The sequence below is a fragment of the Corynebacterium meridianum genome (genome assembly GCF_016342265.1).
Classification (GTDB): domain Bacteria; phylum Actinomycetota; class Actinomycetes; order Mycobacteriales; family Mycobacteriaceae; genus Corynebacterium; species Corynebacterium meridianum.
On the sequence record NZ_JAEIOS010000015.1, the window covers coordinates 254227 to 274619 of the forward strand.

Below are 20393 nucleotides of genomic sequence, written 5' to 3' on the forward strand. Positions count from 1 at the left end.
TGACGGTATGAGGCGTGGTGCACCGGTGCGCCCGGAACTGGGGGCGGGTCTGCTCGCGGCCCTGGCGCTGATGATCTCGGCGGGACCCTTCGCCATCGACATGTATCTTCCGGCCCTACCGACCTTGCGGCAGGATCTCGGTGCGACAACCGTGGGGGCGCAACTGACACTGACCACCTTCATGGTCGGTATGGCCGTCGGCCAGCTCATCACCGGACCCCTGTCCGACGTGACCGGACGACGCCCTCCCCTCATCGCGGCGACCGTTCTCTCCGTCGTCTGTGCCGTCGCGTCGGCGCTCGCCCCGTCGGTCGGGGTACTGGTGGCGGTCCGGGCCGTGATGGGTCTCGCGAACGGAGCGTGTGTGGTGCTGGCGCGGGCGATCGTCGCGGACCTCGCGGAGGGCCGCCGCGCCGCGCAGGCGTACTCCCTGCTCATGGCGATGATGGGGATAGCCCCCGTCGTCGCTCCCCTGATGGGTGGTCTCCTCATCGAGCCGATCGGATGGCGGGGCCTGTTCTGGATCCTCGCGGCGATCGCCGGTGTGCAGGTGGCTGTCGCGCTGTCGGTCGTCGGCGAATCGAAACCCAAGGCCCCGGGTGGCGGCGGGGGCTGGGGGGCTTTCACCACCGGTGTGCGCACCGTCGCGTCCACCAGGTTGTTCACCGCCTACACCGTGAGTTTCGCGGCGGCCGCGGGCGTGCTCTTCGGTTACATCGCGGCGGGCCCACTCGTATTCATCGACCACTTCGGGATGAGCCCCCGGATGTATTCGATCGTATTCGCCGTGAATTCCGTCGCGCTCGTCACCGGATCCCTGGTCAACTCTCGTCTGGTCCGGCGGTTCGAACCCGCGTCGGTCCTGCGGGTGGCGGGGTGCGTGGTGCTCTGTTGCGGGCTGGTTCTGCTGGGCGATGCCCTGCTCTCCGGGGGGCACCTTCCGGTGGTGCTGGTGGTGCTGTTCGTCGCACTCGGGCACATGCCCGGGGTCTTCGGCAACGCCACCGCTCTCGGGGTGTCCACGGTCCGGTCCCACGCCGGCCTCGGGTCGGCGGTCATGGGGTTCTGTCAGTTCCTGGTCGCCGGTGCGGTGAGCCCACTGGTCGGACTGGGAGGTGACCCCGTGGTGGCGCTCGGGCTTGTCGTCACGGTGAGCGTCGGTCTGTCACTGTGTGGCACCCTCGCCGCCGGTGCCCTCACGCGGAGGGTCACTGGAGAGCAGCGGTGAGCCGCATCGCGTTGTCCAGGTAGCGCTTGCCGAGTCCCCGGCGGGACCACTGTTCGGGGGTGAGTTCCGTGCACCGGTCGAGGTAGACCGCGGCGAGCTCGGTGAGCTCCCGGGAGATCTCCCCGGAGACCACCATGAGCGTCACCTCGTAGTTCAGGCCGAAACTGCGCATGTCCATGTTGGAGGACCCGAGGACGCCGATGGTGTCGCCCTCCGGATCGGCGAGCGCGAACTTGGTGTGCAGGATCATCGGGGCCGGGTAGCGGTGGATGTGCACGCCGGCCTCCATCAGCATCTTGTAGTAGCTGGCCTGGGCGTGTCCGACCATGAACTGATCGGACACCTCGTTGACCAGCAGATCGACCCGGACACCGCGGTAGCAGGCAGTGAGGATTGCCTCCATGAGGGAATCGTCTGGGATGAAGTACGGGCTGCACAGGATCAGGCGTTCCTTGGCGTGGTGCACCATCGAGTTGAACAGTCGCAGGTTGGGCTCGGTGACGTACCCCGGGCCTGAGGGGACCAGCTGCACGATCTCGTCACCGGCGTCCGGCCCGGTGCCCGAACTCCCGGGTAGTTCGATGATGGTGTCCGTCTCCTGGTACCAGTCGACGGCGAAGATCATCTCCATGGCCTCGACGACGGGTCCCGAGAGTTCGATCATGATGTCCACCCATTCCCGCCCGGAACGGTGGTTCCTGCGGGACATGTAGCCGGGCTCGATCATGTTCTGGGAACCGATGAAACCGGTGTGCCCGTCGATGATGAGCAGCTTTCGGTGATTGCGCAGATCGGGACGACGGAATCGCCAGTGGAAGGGCTTCAGGGGCATGGTCAGGTGCCAGTCGATGCCCGCCTCTGTCAGCCGCCGGCCGAGCTTCCGGTAGCCGGGGTACTTCCAGCTTCCCACCTGGTCGAACAGCAGGCGTACCGCGACGCCGCGAGCTGCGGCGCGTCGACAGGCGCTGAAGAACACATCCGTGGTCTCATCCCACGCGACGATGTAGATCTGGGCGTGGACCGTGTTCTCCGCGGCGTCGACCGCCGCCGCCATCGCCGCGATGGATTCCCGGTAGTCGGAGTAGAGACCGTGGAACCGGGAATACACCGCGGGTAGGTCGGTCAGCGTGTCGTTGAGCCGCACCACCGACGCCACCTCGTCGGAGAGCTCCGCGCCCTGCGGGATCGCCGGGGTCTCCGCCATGGGTGTCCCCACCATCGCCTGCGCCTCCATCTGGATGCGGTGCCGGCGCCGGTTGATGTAGGGGCTGCCCATCATCAGGAACAGTGGCAGACCGATGACCGGGACGAAGAGGATCGCGAGCAGCCATGCCGAGGATGAGCTGGGTTTCCGGTCCTGGGCGACGGTGCCGACGGCGATGAATTTGACGATGTAGTCGAGTACGAGACCCGCGGACCGCCACCATTCGAGCGACGTCAGGGAGGAGAGAACATCGGGCATCCGGTCTAGTCCCCGTCGACGGCGTAGTCCACGACCACGGGGGCATGATCCGAGGCGCCGTCACCGGCACGCTCTTCTCGGTCGATGAACCCCGCCCGCGCGGTTTCCGCGAGGGCGTCGCTCGCGAGGTGGAAGTCGATCCGCATCCCCTCGTCGCGACCGAAGCGCATCGCCTTGTAGTCCCAGTAGGTGTATTCGCCGGGCGTGAACCGCCTCGTCGTCTCCACCAGACCGGACTCGGTGAGTTGCTGGAAGAACGCCCGCTCCGGTTCCGTGACGTGGGTCTTGCCGTCGAAGAAGCGCCGGTCCCACACGTCCGCGTCGGTGGGGGCGATGTTGAAGTCGCCGGTGCAGAGCAGTTTCGTCGGGGGATCGTCGGCGAGCACCGCGCGCACGTGGGCGGAGAGTGCGTCGAGCCACCGCAGCTTGTACTCGTAGTGGCGGTCCGCGATCTCCCGACCGTTCGGAACGTACAGGCTCCAGATACGGACGCCCCCGCATGTCGCGCCCACCGCGCGAGCCTCGACGGCCTGTTCCGCGGCCGCGTCCTTGGCGAAACCGGGTTGCCCGGGGAACCGGTCGGAGACGTCGTCGAGTCCCACCCGGGAGATCAGGGCAACGCCGTTCCACTGGTTGTGTCCGACATGCGCCACCTCGTAGCCGGCCTGCTCGAAGGGGAGATAGGGGAACTGGTCGTCCCGGCACTTCGTCTCCTGGACCGCCAGGACGTCGACGTCGTGACGTGTCAGGAACTCGACCATACGGTCGGCCCTGGTGCGGACCGAATTGACGTTGAACGTGGCGATGCGCATACCCATGAGGTTAGCTGTGAACGATCCTTCCGGGAACCTGGCGGGGTGGTGGCACGTTCATCAGGTGAGAGAGGTGGACGACACGATGACATTCCCCGACGGCGCATCCCCGGCCGGTCGTCGCGACGGTGCTTCGCGGCCGCGCGCGAGAACCCGGATCCCCGTGGTGGTGGACCGTGCGCAGCGTACCCGGACCGTCATCGCCACCCCTTTCACCGTGCCCGTCGAACACGACCAGATGGAAAGATTCGCCGCGTTCACCCCGGGGCTGAATTCCGGGTCACGGGACCTGCAGAACGCGCCGCTCCGTTCCCGGGCCGGAGCTCTGGCGCTGGACACCGCGATCTTCTCCGCCGCCTATCTGATTCTCACCGTGACCGTCGCCATCGTCACCGGAAACGCGCTCTGGTATCTCGCGCTGTTGGCCGGGCCACTGCCGTTCTGGCTCTGGCAGGTCCTCTGGGACACGAGCGGTGGTGGACCGGGCAAGAGGCTGCTCGGTCTCCGGGTCACCGGTCCCGCGGACTGCCCGGTCGGGGTGGGGCAGGCCGCGCGGCGCAACCTGTGGCTCCTCATTCCCGCGATTCCCGTCGCGGGGCCGGTCGCCGCGCTCGCGGTCGGCATGTGGTTGGCCGGATCGGCGAAGCTCGACGCCTACGGGATGGGGCCGCACGACCGCTTCGCCCGCACCCGGGTCATCGTCCGGGAGTGACCCGCGGGTCGAGTTCCGCGTAACGGTGCCGGTGGTGTTCGACGAACCCCAGCTTGTCGTAGAGGCCGATCCCGGCGGTGTTGGCCGCCAGGACCTGCAGGTACGCCATCTCCGCTCCGTTCTGTGCACCCCAGTGCAGCATCGCGGTCCCGAGCTGGGTGCCGAGTCCCCGACGCCGGTGATCGGCGACGACCTCGACGGCGGAGTACCCCAGCCAGGTCCGTCCGTCGCCGGACTCCGTGATCGTGCCTCGGGTGATGGCGAGTGTCCGCCCGGTCGCGTCGAGCAATCTGCCGAATCCCATGTGGCCGTCGATGCGTGTGCGCAGGAGATTCAGCGCATGTTCGGGAAGCGGGCGACCCCGGAAGTGGTAGAGCGCCAGCCACTCCTCATCGGGTTGCTCGTCCACCCTGTGCGTGACTCCGTCGGGCAGGTCGGGAACCGGAAGATCGTGGAGCGGGCGGGTCATCACGACGATGTCCGGGCCCGTGCACCACGCGGGGCCCGCGCAGACCGTCCGTGCGGGATTCCCGATCCGGTCGGGGATGAGGATCCGAACAGGCAGGTCATGTTCCGCGTAGAACGCCTCGATCTCGCGGAGCGGAACCTCGCTCAGTCCGGCGGACCGGCCGAGGGGTGCGGCGGAATTGGAGCGTTCGGTGATGCCGTCGCCCGCGCGCAGCAGCCATTGGCCGCACCAACGGTGTTCGATGCCCGGGAACGCGGCCGCGGTCGCCGTCTCCACCGCCCGGATGTCGCTGTTGCGGACCCGGCGCGGTGGCAGGACCTTGCACACCTGGATGAGTTCGTCCGGGATCGTAACGGCCTCGGCGTCCGAGGGTAGTCCGCCGACGGACTGCGGGCGCACCACCAGGGGGCCCAGGGAGACGACATGCCCGATCACATCCGTCAGGTGGCCGGGGGTGTCCGGGAGGTGGCGCCGGACGATCACCCTGTCACCGGGTCGCGGGGCACGTCGTGGCACGGTCAGTCCGTGTTCTTGCGCAGCGCGGGCGGGATGTCGGCGTCCTCGGTCTGGGTGGGATCGTCGTGTCCGAAGGGGTCCTCGTCCGAGCCGGGCATCCAGGTCAGTCCCGCTTCGGTCCACCCGTTGCGCTTGATGGTCTTCTTCGCCGCGCGCCGGTGCCGGCCGATGAGGGTGTCGGTGTAGAGGTACCCGTCGAGGTGACCGACCTCGTGCTGCAGGCACCGGGCGAAAAGCCCGTAGCCCTCGATACTGATCTCGTTGCCCTCGGCGTCGGTCCCGGTGACCCGCGCCCAGTCGGCCCGGCCCGTCGGGAACGTCTCCCCCGGAACCGAGAGGCAGCCCTCGTCGTCCTCGCCGTCGTCACGCGGCATGGACAACGGGATCTCGGAGGTCTCGAGCACCGGGTTGATCACGCAGCCGCGGCGGACGGCGCCGCCGTTGGCGTCGATCTCCGCTTTCGGCTTCTCCGAGCCGTTCGGCCCCTCGATGTCGGGGCAGTTGTAGACGAACAGCCGCTTGCCCACTCCGATCTGGTTTGCCGCGAGACCGACGCCGTGGGCGACATCCATGGTCTCGTACATGTCGTGGATGAGTTCCCGCAGTTCGGCGGGTGACTCGGTGACCGGCGCAGTCGCGTTGTGCAGCACCGGGTCGCCGTGGATAACGATGGGTCGGACAGTCATACCCGGGAGTTTAGTTCACCTCTAGACTGAAGCCATGCCCGCCTCCACACCGCTGTCCGAGTTCGACGCCAGACTGCTGGAGTTCGCGGAGACCGCCCCCCGTTCGCCGGGAGCCAGGGACGAGGCGATCACCCGTACGCTGGGGATCAGTGCGGTACGGTACCATCAGCGCCTGAACCGGCTCCTCGACGATCCTGCGGCCGCGGCGGCACACCCCGCCCTCGTCGCCCGGCTGCGACGGATAAGAAACCAGCGAGCCGAATCACGGCGAAGAGCGGAAAGCGGCTAAGATCACTCTCTGTGTCCCCCAACAAACACGATGACGAGTCCCGGGCCCGCGAAGGCCACCCCGAAGACGCCGCAGCTGCCGCCGCGCCGGTGAATGAGGCGCGGCAACTGCCGCTCCGGGGGCTCGCCATGATCCTGGCCGCGGTCGCTGTGCTGCTCGCGGCCTGGGCACTGTTCGCCGGTCTCCGTGGCGACGACTCCGACACCACCCCCGTCGCAGGCGAAGGAACCAGCTCGACCGCAGCCACCAGTACTGAGGTCAGCCCGGCCGCACCCGCCGCCACTCCGCGGGGCCAGAAGGCCCCGCAGCCCGACCCCGCAGCGCCCGCAACCGATCCCGGGACGGCGTCAGCGGCACCCGCACAGCCCGCCACGCCGCCAGCTACCGCAGGTGATCCGCGGACGGTGACCGTGCACACGCTCAACAATTCGACGATCCAGGGCCTCGCCAATCGGGTCGCCGACAAGCTCACAGGACAGGGCTGGAAGGTGGGGGAAGTGGGCAACCTCGCGGAAACCTACCTCCCGGCTTCAGCCGTCTACTACACCGCCGGAAACCCGACGGAAGAAGCCGCGGCCCGTGAAGTCGGTGCCGCACTCGGTATCCCCGCGAATCCGCGGACCCCGGAACTCGGGTCCGCGCCCGCCGGCGGTGTCGTCGTCGTTCTCACGGGTGACGTCAACCTCTGACGAGGATCTTCTTCCGTTCCATCCCCTAGGAGCCGACATGGCTGATCACATGAACTTCAACCGTTCCCCGGAGCCGACGCTCGGGGTGGAATGGGAGATCGGGCTCATCGACCCGGAGACCCGCGATCTCACCCCGCGGGCGGCGGACATGATCAAGCTCATGTCCTCGCGCCGCCCCGATCTGCAGCTCGAACCCGAGTTCCTGAAGAACACCGTGGAGATGGTCACCGGTGTCTGCCACACGGTCCCCGAGGCTGTCGCGGAACTCAGCTCCGGACTCGACTCCCTCCGGGAGTGCGCCGACGAGATGGGTGTCCGACTGTGGTCGGCCGGTTCCCACCCGTTCTCCGACTGGCGGGAGCAGGAGGTCTCCGACAAGAGCCCCTACACCGAGATCATCCGGAGGACCCGGTTCTGGGGTCGGCAGATGCTGATCTGGGGCCTGCACGTGCACGTCGGCATCAGCAACGAGGCGAAGGTCTGGCCGATCATCAACGCCCTGATGACCAACTACCCTCACCTCCTCGCCTTAAGTGCCGGTTCCCCCGGATGGAACGGGTTGGACACGGGGTACGCGTCCAACCGGACGATGCTCTACCAGCAGCTGCCCACCGCGGGTGCGCCCTACGGATTCAACACCTGGAGCCAGTGGACCGAGTACCTGCGGCAGCAGGACAAGTCCGGGGTCATTGACCACACGGGTTCCATGCACTTCGACATCCGCCCCTCGGCGAAGTGGGGCACCATTGAGGTCCGCGTGTCCGACGCGCCGAGCAACCTCCGGGAACTGGCTGCGCTCACGGCGCTCACGCACTGCCTGGTGGTGTACTACGACCGGGCTTTCGAGGCCGGGGAGACGCTGCCGTCACTGCAGCCCTGGCACGTCCGCGAGAACAAGTGGCGTGCGGCACGGTACGGGATGGAGGCCGACATCATCTGTTCCCGGAACACCGACACGGTGAGCGTCGTCGATGACATCAGGCGGATCGTCGGAGTGCTCGAGCCGCTCGCCGGGGAACTGGGCTGTGCGGCGGAACTCGACGTGGTGCACGAGATCATCGACAAGGGTGCGGCCTACCGGCGTCAGCGGGAACTGATGGAGAAGACCGGCGACTGGCGGGATGTCGTCGATCTGACCTGCACCGAATTGATCAACGGCCGGCCCTGAACCCTGGTGTGTGAACGGCTTCACTGAGCCCTCGCGGGTGCCTGATCGGACACAACGCTTTCGGTCGACCGGCGGATAAATTATCCCGGTAACGCCAGTTCAAAAGGTGTTTTTGCGTATTTTGGGATGCTGTGTCCGGTTTTTGTTCGAGCCCGGATTGTTCTACATTTTCTCAATGTAGAAGCGTTCAGAAATGAACGGATACATCCGGACAACGCCGTCACCGCGCGGCGGGAAAGCATCATCGTGAGCGACATCCGCACCAGCCCCTACTCGAACGCAGTCCTCATCGGTCTCGTCGGTCTCCTAGTGGCCGTCACCGGCGGCCTCTTCCTCGCCCCCGACTGGCAGATGTCCGCGGTGCTCGGTGGGTGCGCACTGGTTCTCACCGCCTTCGTCACCGCGGGCGTGGAGGCCGTTCTGTCGCCGGTCGCGCCGAGACGGCACTGATCAGACTCGGCGACATCCGCCAGGGTAAACCAGGAAAGGGGCTGTGCCACCGGAGTGATCCGGTGGCACAGCCCCTTTCGTTCTGTTCGGGAGTTAACCCGGTGTCCCGGGACTAGATCCAGCGGACCACCGCGGCGATGAAGTTCTCGTACTTGGACTTGTCGTTCTGCGAGATCGCGATGCCGATCTCGCGGGTGCTCGGCTTCATGAGGAGGTTGCGCTGGCCTTCGTTCTCCATCCAGAGTTTGACGACGTTTGCGGCGAACTGGGGGTTTTCCAGTCCGGGGTATGAGGCCAGGGAGTAGCCGTGGCCGGCCCTGACGAACTTCTTGTCGACGGCCAGGCTGTTCGAGGCGGCCGCGGCATCCGAGATGTTTTTCGCCAGGGCGGTGACGTCGCCGTTGACGGTGAGTTCGACCAGACCGCGACTCTTACGCTCGGCGTTGAGCGCATCGACGATCTCGCGGCTGCGCTGCTCGAGGAGATTCTGCGTACCCGGGTCCGGGGTGGGAGTAGGGGTGGGTGTCGGAGTCGGGGTGGGTGTCGGCGTGGGATCGGGGTTCGGCTGGGGCATGGGGCCGGGCTGTGTTCCGGCGAAGGAACCGGAGAATCCGTTGGGTCCCATGGCCCTGGCGACGAAGTCCGCGATGTCCTGCTGCGGGCTGGCAGCGGCTACCGGAACGGCGAGCAGCGATGCGGAAAGGGCGGTAGCCGCTGCGGCCGAGATGAGTTTTCTGTTCATGTCTACGATGCTCCTGGAGGTTTAATCGGTGGATCACGTCAGGCCCCGTCGCCGCCCCTGACCGAAGCGATCATCCGCTCCGGTGACCTGTGGGGCGAGGGGGTCACCGTCACAATATCAAGTTCGAAGGCGATCTGTTCTTTATGGAAAGAAAAGGTGGATAACGGGGGTAGGCGTGGTGCTCCCGCGCTATTTTCCATCCTTGGTCACGGTATCGTCCCGGGACAGCGCACCGGCATCGTAGAGCCTCTCTTTCCGCGCGAGGCGCCCGACCCGCTGTCCGATGACCGGTGCCGTGATGAGCGTGAAGGCGATGATGAGGACGAGGACCCCCAGGTCACCGGCGGCACCCGCGTCGAGATCGCTCGCTCCGAGCACCCGCAGAATCGCACCGCTGACAGCGAGGATCAGACCGAGCGTCTGCGGCTTCGTCACCGCATGGAGTCTCGTCATCGTGTCCCGGAACCTGGCGAGCCCGACCGCGGCGGACAACGCCAGCACCGAACCGAGGAAGAGGAGGATGAGCGAGATCGCGTCGAGGATGAGTCCGGTCACTGGGCACCGTCCCGTTTCCGGAATCGGGTGATCGCCACCGTGGAGATGAACCCCAGCAGCGCCACGACGATCATCGCGTTGGTGACCGTGGTGTCGAGCGTCCGGCAGATGTACACGGCGAGCGCGCACTGGACCATCGCGACCACCGCATCGAGGCTCAGTACCCGGTCAAGGGAGTTCGGACCGACCAGCATCCGCCAGCCGGTCACTATGAAAGCGACAGCCAGCAGTGACGCCGGGACAAGGAGCAGGGTGTTGTAGAGCGACGAGTCCATCAGCCGTTCCTCTCGAAGATGTGGATGAGCCGGCGTTCGAGTTGCGCGACCCGGGCGATCTCCCGGTCGATCGCCTTCGTCGAAGAGCCGTCGATCAGGTGCATGGTGAGTTTCCGGTCCGCGATGTCGAGGTCGGTCACGGTACCGCCGGGCTGCAGGTTGAGCAGGGTCACCGCGAAGGAGAACACCAGGTCCTCCTGCACCCGCATCGGTACGACGACGATCGCGCCCGGGGGCACCGGCGCGGGGCGCAGAGCTATGGTCGCGACCTTCACCGAGCTGACGACGAGATCGACCGCGAATCTACCGCAGAGCCGCAGCAGCGCCCCGGGGCGGATACCCGAACCCGAGCCGGGGATCGACGGTAGCGGCAGCAGGAGCGTCACCGCGAGCGCGGTCGCCAGTCCCGCGAGGAGGTTCGCGGCCGAGAACTCACCCCACAGCAGTGCCCACATGAACGTCAACCAGAGGACGGAATGGGGACGGAACCGGCGGCGGATACCGGCGAGCATCAGAGCTCACCCCTCTTCGGCGGTGTCGTCTCCACAGAGGCGGCGTCACCAGGACTGCGTCGTTCATCGATACCGTCCTTCACCCGGTACCGTTCGTCGTCGGCGATGGGGCCGGACTGTCCGGGGATCAGGGTCCGTCCGGGATTGAGGTACCCGGGGCCGAGTACGGCGCGTCGGTAGACCGCGACATCCTGGGCGGACTCCGCGGAACGACCCGTGACCGCCGAGATCGGGCCCGCGAGGACGCTCACGGCGAGTGACGCGGCGACCAGCAGGACGGTCGGAGCGACCATGCCGAAGGGCATCCTGCCGACATCGGCGCGTTCGGTCAGTTCGATCTCCCGCCGTGTTCCGGCGAGGGGACCGGTGGCGGCGAGAGCCGTCGCCCCGTCGGGGGCGTCAGAGCGGTCCCGCCAGAACGCCTTGGACCACACGACGGTCATCGTGTAGAGCGTAAGCAGCGACGTGACCACCGCCCCGCCCACCAGGACCCAGGCCATCCGCCCACCGTGTCCGGCGGCGGCCTCGACGAGGATGATCTTCCCCAGGAAACCCGAGAACGGTGGGATTCCGCCCAGGTTGAGGGCCGGGACCAGATACAGCGTGGCGAGCAGCGGGGACGCGTAGGCCAGCGAACCGAGCCTGCGGAGGGAGGACGAACCGGCCTGACGCTCGATCAGGCCGACGACGAGGAAGAGTGCCGTCTGCACGAGAATGTGGTGGACGGTGTAGAAGATCGCGCCCGAGAGTCCGTTCGCGGTCCCCAGGGACACGCCCATGATCATGTACCCGATATGGCTGACCAGGGTGAAGGACAGCAGTCGCTTGATGTCGTTCTGGGCCATCGCGCCGAGGATCCCCACCAGCATCGTCAACAGCGCCGCCCACATCAGCACTCCGTCGAGACGCCCGTCGGTGAACACCACCGAGCGCACCCGGATTATGGAGTACACGCCCACCTTCGTCAGCAGCCCGGCGAACACCGCCGTCACCAGCGCCGGGGCGGTCGGGTACGAGTCCGGTAGCCAGGAGTACAGCGGGAAGACCGCGGCCTTGATCCCGAAGGCGATGAGCAGGACCGCAAAGATCGCGGCCCGCGTTCCCTCCGGGACCGACTCCATCCGGATGGAGATCTGCGCCATGTTCATCGTCCCCACCGCTGCGTAGATCAGCGCGAGGGCGATGAGGAACACGAAGGAGGAGAGCATCGACACCATCACGTAGCTCACTCCCGCGCGGACCCGGGCGGGGGAGGCACCGATGGTGAGCAGTACGTAGCTGGCGACCAGCAGAACCTCGAAACCGACGTAGAGGTTGAACATGTCCCCGGCGAGGAACGCCATGTTCACACCCATGGTGAGCAGCAGATAGGCCGGCAGGAACACCCCGACCGGCTCATCGTCGGTGCCGTCCCGGACCCCCTGTCCGATGGCGTATCGGAGAACCGAGAACAGCACCAGGGAGGACACCGCGAGCAGCAGCGTCGACAGGCGGTCGGCGACGAGCGTGATGCCCACCGGTGCATCCCAGCCGCCGACCTGCAGCGTCTGGATCCCGGCCCGGTCGACGAGTGCGACGAGGGTCGTGCACAGGGCGATCAGGACGGTCAGTGCCGTGGCGGTCACGGTCCGCTGGATCCGGGGATGGCGGCCCGCGAGGAGGCAGACGGCCGCGGCGAGCGCCGGTAGGACGACCGGCAGGGGAACGAGGTAGGGGACTACAGCGGCGATGGTCGAGGCGCCGGGGAGGTTCATCAGTTGTCCTCCTTGACGGGTCGTTCGAAACTGTCGGGGCCGAAGTCGTCGCCGTGCCCGGTCACGCGGCCGGTCTCCGGGTCGGCGGAGGCGTCGTGGTCGGGTGCCGCGGACGCGGTGTCCGGGCGGTGCGCGATAGCGGTGTCCTCGGTGTCGTCGCCGATGAGGTCGGCGGTGCGGTAGCGGTACTGGCGGAACGCGAGCGCCAGGATGAACGCGGTCATCGCCATGGAGATGACGATCGCGGTGAGGATCATCGCCTGCGCCAGGGGATCGGCGTCGGTGCCGGACAGCGTCGATTCCCTGCCCGCGATCGGTGGGGCACCTGCGCCCCCACCGGCGGTGAGCATGAGCAGGTTCGCCCCGTTTCCCAGCAGGATCAGGCCGAGCAGCATCTTGGTCATCGCACGCTCCAGCAGCAGGTACACCCCACAGGAGATGAGCACCCCGCAGGCGATGAGGAGAAAGAGGTTCGCGATCATGACCGTCCCGCCTTCCTCCCGGTGGCCGGTGCGCCGTCGCCGGTGGCGCCGGCGGTATCGCCGGACTGTGGCGTCGCCCTGCGCCGGGCGAGGCGGCGGGCCCGTTCCCGCGCGCGCCGCCGGCGCTGTTCCTCGTCGATGTCGAGCTGCGCGCCCAGGGAACGCAGTATGTGGAGCACCAGACCGATCACGATGAGGTAGACGCCGGCATCGAAGATCATCGGGGAAACGACGTGCATCGTACCGATGAGCGGAAGCGTGAGATCTGCGTTCGCGGAGGCCAACGGTGGTCGGCCGAGGACCATCGGGGTGAGCACCGCCCCGGCGGCGAGGATCAGGCCGGTGCCGAGGACACGCGAGGCGTCGACGGGCAGGGCCTCCTCGAGTTCCTCGCGTCCGCCGGCCAGATACCGGAGCATGAACGCGAGGGCCGCGACCAGGCCACCCGCGAAGCCCCCGCCCGGCGCGTTGTGGCCGGCGAAGAAGAAGTAGAGCGACAACGTGATCATCGACGGGAAGAGGATGCGGGTCGCCACCTCCATCATGAAGGAACGGTTCCGGGCCTTGGCGTCCTCGTTCGGGGCCGCCAGCCAGCTGGGAGCCTCGGTACGTAGCGTCGGACGGCGGGAGACCCGGGAGAAGCTGCGCGTGCGGTAGACCAGAGAGGCGACCCCGGTGGCGACGATCACGAGAACCGAGATCTCGCCGAAGGTGTCCCACGCCCGGATGTCGACCAGCAGCACGTTGACGGCGTTGGAACCGTGCCCGATGCGGGATGCCAGGTCCGGGATGTGGATTGACACCGGCAGGGTGCTGCGGGCGTTCATCGCGAAGGCCCCCAGAACCGTCACCGTCAACCCCACGGCGACCGCGAGCCAGGCCCGCAGCCGTGTGTGTTCCGCCTCCGGGCCACCACCGTCGGTACTGGCGGGCAGTTTCCGCAGAACGAGGACGAACACGACCACCGAGACGGTCTCCACGAGTAGCTGGGTCAGCGCCAGATCGGGCGCCCCGTGAAGCGCGAAGATGACCGCCACCCCGTAGCCCGTCATTCCGACGAGGATCAGGGCGGACAGCCGGTTGTCCGTCACCGTCGCGGCGATCGCGGCGATCACGATGATCACGACCACGAGGCCCTGCACGGGGGAGTCCCACAGTTCCATCCGGATGTCCGTGCGGGCCCCGGTGACGAGCATCGCCAGCGGAAGGACCACCAGAGTCCCGAGGATCACCGCCTCGTTGACAGGCAGCGAGCCACGTTGCGTGGTGGCGGTGATCCGGAGGGAGACCTTCCGCAGTGCGTCGACGACCGTGTCATAGGCCTGGTTCGCGTTGCCCAGCGCGGGGCGGCTGAAGTGCAGCCGACTGACGGTGTGCCGCTGCCAGTGCAGGAGCACCCCGCAGCTGAGGATGATTGCGCTGATGAGCAGAGGAAGGGTCAGGCCGTGCCACAGGGACAGATGCGTCGAAGCACCCGCGTAGCTGTTGAGCACCACGTCGAGAGGCTCGGGAGCGAGCCCCAGTACGATGCCCGCCATCGCGAGGAGGGCCGGCGGGATCCACAGCGGCGCGATGATCGCGTCAGCTCCCGACACCGCCGTGGAGGTCCCGCCGCCGGTCGCGTGTCCGGGTGACTTCGTGGCGAAGGCACCGTGGAGGAAATACAACGAGTAGGCCACGGTGAGCATGCTTCCGATCACGACACCGGTCAACATGAGGCTACCGGGCATTCCGGTGAGCAGTTTCTCGTCGAGAAGCGTGGACACGGTCGCCTCCTTCGCCACGAACCCGACGGTGCCGGGCACTCCCGCCATGGATGCGGCCGCGGCGGCGGCGAGGACGACCAGCGCCGGCCTGTTCCGCCCCAGCCCGGACAGCTCCCGGATGTCCCGGGTTCCGGTGGTCCGGTCGATGGCCCCGACGATCATGAACAACGTCGCCTTGAACAGGGCGTGCGACACCGTCAGGGCTAGCCCCGCGAGAAGCGCCCCCGGGGAGCCGATCCCGACCACGGCGATGATGAAGCCCAGCTGACTGACCGTGCCGTACGCCAGGATGAGCTTGAGGTCGACCTGGCGCAGGGCCATCCAACCGGCCATCAGCATCGTGAGCAGTCCCGCCGGAATGACCACGAGATGCCAGGAGCCGATCTGGTTCAGCTCCGGGGACAGTCGCGCCACGAGGTAGATGCCGGCCTTCACCATCGCGGCCGAGTGGAGATAGGCTGACACCGGGGTGGGGGCCGCCATCGCGCCCGGCAGCCAGAAGTGCATCGGGGCGATCGCCGACTTGGACAGGGCGCCGGCGAGGATGAGCACCACAGCGGCGCTCGTGGCCGTAGACGCCGCCGGGGGGCCGGTACCGATGAGAGCGGACAGATCCCAGATGTCTGATGTCGTGCCCAGCAGAATGATGCCCACGAGCATCGCGAGTCCACCCAGCGACGTGACCATCAGTGCCTGACCGGCGGCCCGCCGCGACGAGGCCCGCTCGCCGTAGTAGCCGACGAGCAGGAACGACAGGACCGAGGTGAGTTCCCAGAAGACATACAGCAGCAGGAGGTTGTCCGCGGTGACGAGGCCGTACATCACCGTCGTGAAAGCGACCATCTGTGCCCCGAATACGGACAGGCGTTTCGGATTGGAGTCGAAGTAGCCCCAGCAGTAGCAGAGAATGAGGGCACCGATACCGAGGATGATCAGCGCGAAGAGTGCCGCGAGGGAGTCCATGCGCAGCGTGATGTCCAGGTGCGCGGCGGACATCCACGGGAGGTGGACGGCGTGTGGCGCCGCCCCGGGGGCGAAGCTCCCCTCCAACCAGCCCCGGGCGGTCCACGCGAAAGAACCCGCGGGAACGAGGGCGAGGAGTCCGAAGGCCGGCCGGCCGAGTTTCGTGATCAACACCGGAGCGGTGACGGTCGCCGCGGCTAGAGCGGCCAACACGATGAGCACGTCCATGGTCTGTGACTTCTCCGGGTTGGGCGGGGGTGATCGGGTCAGATCGTCAGTGTACTCGGCCTGCTGCCCGTGTCCGGCCCGTCAGCGGCGGAGGTTCCGGGACGGTGCGTCGAAGAACAACCGGGAACGGAAGGCCGCCGATTTTCCGGGCTCCAGTGTCCGGTTCCAGGTCAGTTCCGCGGTGCCCCCGTTCGCCGATGCGGTGACACCGAGGGTGTAGGCCTCCATGCGCGTCCCGGTCCGGGGACCACCGCACACGACCTCCGCCCCACCGGTTACAGGGCCATCGCCGCAGGGGAGGGCCCTGGAGACGGAGATCGTCTGCTCCGTGTCGGCGTGGTTCCGGACGGCGGTGGTGGTGGCCCATCCCGCCGAACCGCGCACCAGGGTGTCCACCTGATCGACGTACACACCGGTGGTTCCCGCTGCGAGCCGGGTCGTGATGACGGTGGGACGGGTGATCGTGCCAGCGCCACGGATCTGCCGGCTCAGCAGTTGCAGGGGCTCATCGCCCGCCGGTCCGTAGGTGGTGCCTTCCACCGTGACCGAGGTGGTGCACGGACCCGGGGACAGCAGTGGAGTTCCGTCGGCGGTACGGGGATCGCACCTCAGATCGGTCGCGACGGTCAGCGCGTCCAGAGGGCCGTCGGTGGTCACGACCTCACGGTCCCCGACCGGCGAATCCGGTACGTCACCGCCACCCGGAAGCTGAACCTGGCCACCGTCGGGGGCGCCCGGGCAGGATCCGCCGGCATGCAGGCTGTCGTTTCGTTCCGAGAGCGGGGTCACGGTCCAGGGGAGCAGCCCCCGGTCCGGAGTGGTGGCGGTCAGGGTCTGCTGGCGGTGGACGTCGATGCAGCGCCGGTCCTGTTTCCGGTCGGAGGGAAAAGCACTGAGCGCGGTATCGCCCACGACGGTGAATCCCGGTTCGGAACCGGCACCCGTCGACAGGGCCACGTCGCCGCCGAGGCTCAGCGTCACGCCGTTTTCACCGGGTGGATCGGCGGGCCCCGCGGAGACCGAGGCCCCGGTGAGCGTGTGTGCGGTGACCGGTTCGCTCCGCCCCCCGACGATCACCGCCCCCAAGGTCTGCTGGTCCTCTGCCGTGAGGTGCATCTCCGCTGGACCGGACGACTCTGTGGCCACGGTGGCGCCCACCGCCAGAGTCAATGGCCCCTCGACGGGGACGGTGACCCGCGGCAGCGCGGACGGGTCGACGGAGCAGAACACCGCGGAGTCGGTCACGGCATCCAGGGACAGACTCCCGGTGAGCCCGGTGCTGACCGCGGTGGTCTCCCGGGAGATGTCCAGGCGGAGGGTGACGGTGGCCCGGAGATCAGGGACTTCGACGACGAACTCGCCGGCACCGCCATCGCAGGTGAATGCCTCCGGCGTGAGAGACACGGGCAGATCAACCGGAATCTCGCGGGAGATCCGGAACTCCGAGTAGACCTCGGCCAGGGAGACCGCGGTTGCGGTGAACGTCGTTCCGGCCGCGTTCTCCCCGACGGCGGTGACCCGTCCCACCACGCCGGTCGGGTTCTCCGGGGTGACGGGAACGGCCACGGGATCACCCACTTCGAGCTGCTGCCGCCCCGAGAGTTCGACGCGGTAACCGGTCGCGCGGTTCCCGGTCACGGACACAATGTCCGGGCCGCTGATCACGGTGGCCTCCGGGCGGGGCGTCACGTCCTCATCCGGGGCGGCCTCAGGTTCCGGCGCTTCCGTCGTCGTTTCCGGTGTCATCGGGGACGGAACCGGTGTCGACGGTGCGGTGGAGGTCCGTATAGATCCGGTGCCGGATGATCCCGGGCCGGTGGAGGAATCACCGAGGAAGGGCATGAGGGCGACGATGAGAGCCAGGATGGCTGCGATGATCACCTGCGATGGCGGTAACGGGGGCATGATTCCTTCTTGTCTGCTCGACGCGCGGCGCACATCCGGTGGGCAGGGCGCACACCCACACCACTGTAGAACACCCGCAGTACACCTTCCCTCGGGTTCCCGGCGTCGGGGTGTGTACCGGCACCGGGTTCCGCACGTCGGCCAGCGGTCCCGGACCTACCGGTGGAACCCGGTCGCGGCAGTCCGGTCGGTGGTGAACACCCTGTGCCCGGACTGCCGGGAGTGGAGGTGACGCCCCGTCGCTGTTTCAGTTGCTCCCGTTGTGCAGTCGGTGGGCGGCGCGACTCATCGCGGTGGCGATCGCGGCGTCCGGGGTGCCGCCGAAGCCCAGGACCCAGCACCTGGTGTTGTTGTCGCAGACCTCGAGGAAGACGGCTGTACCGTTGAAGATGTCCCGCTGCCGGAAGGTCAGGATCTCGACACGGCGCCCGGCATCGGCCAGCAGATTGGTGCAGGCCGAGATCGCACCCATGGCGGTGATCTCGCGGGATGAGTGGGTGACGCCACCACGCCCCGGGCGGGAAGATGTCAGCGTCGCACTGAACTGAGGTCGGTTGTCGCGCAGCAGGGTGTGCGACAGGTTGTCGATGCGCAGATCCGGGGTGGGACAGTAGACGTCGGTGAACGTGCGCCAGTCCATTCCCGCTGCTTCCTCGCGCAGCCCCGCCGGGAGGTTCTGTCCGAATCTGGCGCGGAACGGGTCGTCGGTGCACTCGCGGAGCGGATCACGGTGACTGAAGGGAGCGGGGCGGCTGGTGTGGATGGCCGCCAGCGGCGGATGCTGGGTGTGCAGCTGGTGGATCGACTGTTCCCCGTTGTCGGTTCGGGTGTCGGTGGTGGTGTTCGTCGTGTGCATCGTCGGTCCTCTGGAAGATCCTGATCCGGCACCGGCCTCGTACCTTCCGGGGTGTCCGGGGAGGGCCTGTGGTGGTGTGACGGATCTGTCTGGTCTGTGGAAATGGACCGACGCTTGTCAAGCGACTGGGAGGATAACGACTACTGCCCCGGGTGAAGGGGTCAGTCCCTATCCTTCACCGGGGTACGTAGCCTCTGCTACTCGCGTAAGTCGAATGATGTGCGTCACAACGACGAGATTAGGGGTTTCCCACATTCCGGTCAAGGAACGCTCCGGAAAGTGGGAACGAGGGGGTGGGGTCGGGGTGTGGCTGCAATTTCGCGTTCCCGATGATCCATGCAGGTGGCGGTGTTGTGGCGGGAAAGTGGAGCCCCGCATGTCCCACTGGGTGGAACGTGCAGGGTGGGGAAATTCGGGGGGGGGGGGGGGCTAGCGTGTGTAGCTGAGCAGGAACAGGGTCTCCGCGACCGCGCAGCGCTTCAGTTCGTCCGGCGAGACGGACTCGTCGGCCGAGTGGATGGTGCACAGGGGTTCCTCGACACCGAACAGGGCGATTTCCGCACCCGGGACGGCCCGCTGCAGGGCGGTGGTCAGCGGGATCGAGCCGCCGGAGCCGCAGTAGGCGGTCTCCCTGTCTCCGAAGGCCTTCGACAACGCGTCGGCGAGTGCCTGCGCGGCGGGGCCGGACGTATCGGTGGCGAAGGGGTCGTTGACCTCCTGGATGTCCACCTCCACCTGCACGCCCCAGGGGGCGGCGTCGATCAGGTGGTTGCGCAGCGCCTCGGCGGTCGCAGTGCCGGAGGCGCCGAACGGGGTGCGCAGGTTGAGCTGTGCGGTCGCCGTTGCGGGGATCGCGTTGACGGCCTCGGACACCGGCGTTGAGGTGAAGCCCGTCACCGTGACGGCCGGGCGTGCCCACAGCTGATCGGCGACGTCGGTGCCGTCGCCGATGATCTCCACCCCGTCGAGGACCCCGGCGTCCGCGCGGAAGGCTTCCGCGTCATAGGCGATGCCGTCCCAGGTCGCGGTGTTGTCGGTGCCCCTGATCGCGACGCGTCCCGTCTCGTCGCGCAGGGAGTCGAGGATGCGGATCAGTGCGGCGACCGCGTCCGGTGCGGGGCCACCGAAACCGCCGGAGTGCACCGCCGAGCGCAGCGATTTCACTGTCACCCGGACCTGTGCGCCGCCGCGCAGGGAGGTGGTCAGGGTCGGTACACCCTCCGCCACATTGCCCGTGTCCGCGATGATGATGGCGTCCGCGGTGAAGTAGTCGGGGTGCTCCTCGATGAGTGCGTCCAGGCCCTCCCCGCCGCGTTCCTCCGAGCCTTCGATGACGACGGTGACACCGACGCCGGGGTCGCCGAGCTCATCGAGCGCGCGCAGGGCCGCGAGGTGCATGACGACGTTGCCCTTGCAGTCCGCGGTTCCGCGGCCGTACCAGCGGCCGTTCCTTTCCGTGAGGGTGAAAGGATCGGAGCTCCACGCGGCAGGATCCCCGGCGGGGACCACGTCGTAGTGCGAATAGAGCAGGACCGTCGGGCGGCCGTCGCGGGCGACGCGACGGCCGATCACCGCGGTCGACCCGTCTGCGGTGAGGTGGGTCTCCACCGTGAGGCCGACCTCCTCCAGGGAGCGGACGACCCAGTCGGCGGCATCGGCGTTGGCCTGCTCGCAGCCCGGCTCCGCGTGCACGGAATTGTAGGAGACGAGTTCGGTCAGGTCGGCGAGGATGCGGGCCTGCTGGGCCTCGATCGCGGCGGTCACTTCAGCTGTGGTTGGAATGGCGGGAGTCATGGGTCCAAGTGTAGGGCCCCGGTTCTTGCACTCGCACGTCCCGACTGCTAGAAACGGACCTAGCACTTGATACTGGAGAG

The 20393-nt window shown here is 67.6% G+C and carries 20 protein-coding genes; 6 read left to right on the top strand and 14 right to left on the bottom strand.

The window, feature by feature from the left end:
* Positions 1 to 7: 7 nt before the first annotated feature.
* Positions 8 to 1228, top strand: a complete 1221-nt coding sequence (locus tag JDV75_RS11120; RefSeq protein WP_198739308.1) for a multidrug effflux MFS transporter — start codon at positions 8 to 10, stop codon at positions 1226 to 1228.
* Here the strand turns inward: JDV75_RS11120 and JDV75_RS11125 are convergent.
* Entirely contained in the window at positions 1209 to 2690 is a 1482-nt protein-coding gene (locus JDV75_RS11125) for a phospholipase D-like domain-containing protein (RefSeq protein ID WP_198739309.1), read from the bottom strand. The genes JDV75_RS11120 and JDV75_RS11125 overlap by 20 nt on opposite strands.
* A 5-nt stretch (positions 2691 to 2695) precedes the next feature.
* Positions 2696 to 3502, bottom strand: coding sequence for an exodeoxyribonuclease III (locus JDV75_RS11130; RefSeq protein ID WP_198739310.1), 807 nt, complete (start codon positions 3500 to 3502; stop codon positions 2696 to 2698).
* 73 nt (positions 3503 to 3575) lie between these two features.
* Here JDV75_RS11130 and JDV75_RS11135 point away from each other — a divergent pair, with 73 nt between their 5' ends.
* Positions 3576 to 4214, top strand: coding sequence for an RDD family protein (locus JDV75_RS11135; RefSeq protein ID WP_198739311.1), 639 nt, complete (start codon positions 3576 to 3578; stop codon positions 4212 to 4214).
* Here JDV75_RS11135 and JDV75_RS11140 read toward each other — a convergent pair.
* Together JDV75_RS11140 and JDV75_RS11145 are read right to left on the bottom strand one after the other, a co-directional pair.
* Positions 4198 to 5199: an N-acetylglutamate synthase, CG3035 family gene (locus tag JDV75_RS11140; RefSeq protein WP_198739312.1), complete on the bottom strand. Its 1002-nt coding sequence runs from the start codon at positions 5197 to 5199 to the stop codon at positions 4198 to 4200. The two genes, JDV75_RS11135 and JDV75_RS11140, sit on opposite strands and share 17 nt — an antisense overlap.
* A gap of 2 nt (positions 5200 to 5201) precedes the next feature.
* A complete protein-coding gene (locus tag JDV75_RS11145) occupies positions 5202 to 5885 on the bottom strand; it encodes a peptide deformylase (protein WP_198739313.1) in 684 nt (227 codons plus the stop codon).
* Between the two features lie 34 nt (positions 5886 to 5919).
* Between JDV75_RS11145 and JDV75_RS11150 the strand changes: the two genes are divergently transcribed.
* The 4 genes from JDV75_RS11150 to JDV75_RS11165 all read left to right on the top strand — a co-directional run bounded on the left by JDV75_RS11150 (position 5920) and on the right by JDV75_RS11165 (position 8481).
* Complete coding sequence (locus JDV75_RS11150) at positions 5920 to 6174, top strand: DUF3263 domain-containing protein (RefSeq protein ID WP_198739314.1); 255 nt, start codon at positions 5920 to 5922, stop codon at positions 6172 to 6174.
* 11 nt (positions 6175 to 6185) lie between these two features.
* Positions 6186 to 6863, top strand: a complete 678-nt coding sequence (locus JDV75_RS11155) for a LytR C-terminal domain-containing protein (protein WP_198739315.1) — start codon at positions 6186 to 6188, stop codon at positions 6861 to 6863.
* 37 nt (positions 6864 to 6900) lie between these two features.
* Positions 6901 to 8031 carry a glutamate--cysteine ligase gene (locus tag JDV75_RS11160; RefSeq protein WP_198739316.1) on the top strand — a complete coding sequence of 377 codons (1131 nt, stop codon included), beginning with the start codon at positions 6901 to 6903 and terminating at the stop codon, positions 8029 to 8031.
* A 246-nt stretch (positions 8032 to 8277) separates the two neighbouring features.
* Positions 8278 to 8481, top strand: a complete 204-nt coding sequence (locus tag JDV75_RS11165; RefSeq protein ID WP_198739317.1) for a hypothetical protein — start codon at positions 8278 to 8280, stop codon at positions 8479 to 8481.
* Between the two features lie 112 nt (positions 8482 to 8593).
* On the opposite strand, the gene JDV75_RS11170 is transcribed toward JDV75_RS11165, so the two are convergent.
* The 10 genes from JDV75_RS11170 to JDV75_RS11215 all read right to left on the bottom strand — a co-directional run bounded on the left by JDV75_RS11170 (position 8594) and on the right by JDV75_RS11215 (position 20313).
* Positions 8594 to 9223: a CAP domain-containing protein gene (locus JDV75_RS11170; protein WP_198739318.1), complete on the bottom strand. Its 630-nt coding sequence runs from the start codon at positions 9221 to 9223 to the stop codon at positions 8594 to 8596.
* Between the two features lie 189 nt (positions 9224 to 9412).
* On the bottom strand, positions 9413 to 9778 hold the full coding sequence (locus JDV75_RS11175; RefSeq protein WP_198739319.1) for a monovalent cation/H(+) antiporter subunit G: 366 nt from the start codon (positions 9776 to 9778) through the stop codon (positions 9413 to 9415).
* A complete protein-coding gene (locus tag JDV75_RS11180) occupies positions 9775 to 10053 on the bottom strand; it encodes a monovalent cation/H+ antiporter complex subunit F (protein WP_198739320.1) in 279 nt (92 codons plus the stop codon). The genes JDV75_RS11175 and JDV75_RS11180 overlap by 4 nt, the downstream gene beginning before the upstream one ends.
* A complete protein-coding gene (locus tag JDV75_RS11185; RefSeq protein ID WP_198739321.1) occupies positions 10053 to 10565 on the bottom strand; it encodes a Na+/H+ antiporter subunit E in 513 nt (170 codons plus the stop codon). Before JDV75_RS11185 ends, JDV75_RS11180 begins: the two co-directional genes overlap by 1 nt.
* Positions 10565 to 12319, bottom strand: a complete 1755-nt coding sequence (locus JDV75_RS11190; protein ID WP_198739322.1) for a Na+/H+ antiporter subunit D — start codon at positions 12317 to 12319, stop codon at positions 10565 to 10567. The genes JDV75_RS11185 and JDV75_RS11190 overlap by 1 nt, the downstream gene beginning before the upstream one ends.
* Positions 12319 to 12801 (bottom strand): Na(+)/H(+) antiporter subunit C, encoded by a 483-nt coding sequence (locus tag JDV75_RS11195; RefSeq protein WP_198739323.1) that lies wholly within the window; start codon positions 12799 to 12801, stop codon positions 12319 to 12321. The genes JDV75_RS11190 and JDV75_RS11195 overlap by 1 nt, the downstream gene beginning before the upstream one ends.
* On the bottom strand, positions 12798 to 15752 hold the full coding sequence (locus tag JDV75_RS11200) for a Na+/H+ antiporter subunit A (protein ID WP_198739450.1): 2955 nt from the start codon (positions 15750 to 15752) through the stop codon (positions 12798 to 12800). Before JDV75_RS11200 ends, JDV75_RS11195 begins: the two co-directional genes overlap by 4 nt.
* A gap of 87 nt (positions 15753 to 15839) precedes the next feature.
* On the bottom strand, positions 15840 to 17663 hold the full coding sequence (locus JDV75_RS11205; RefSeq protein WP_198739324.1) for a hypothetical protein: 1824 nt from the start codon (positions 17661 to 17663) through the stop codon (positions 15840 to 15842).
* A gap of 247 nt (positions 17664 to 17910) precedes the next feature.
* Complete coding sequence (locus JDV75_RS11210) at positions 17911 to 18519, bottom strand: acetyl-CoA acetyltransferase (protein WP_198739325.1); 609 nt, start codon at positions 18517 to 18519, stop codon at positions 17911 to 17913.
* Positions 18520 to 18948: 429 nt separating this feature from the next.
* Positions 18949 to 20313, bottom strand: a complete 1365-nt coding sequence (locus JDV75_RS11215) for a dipeptidase (RefSeq protein ID WP_198739326.1) — start codon at positions 20311 to 20313, stop codon at positions 18949 to 18951.
* Positions 20314 to 20393 lie beyond the last annotated feature (80 nt).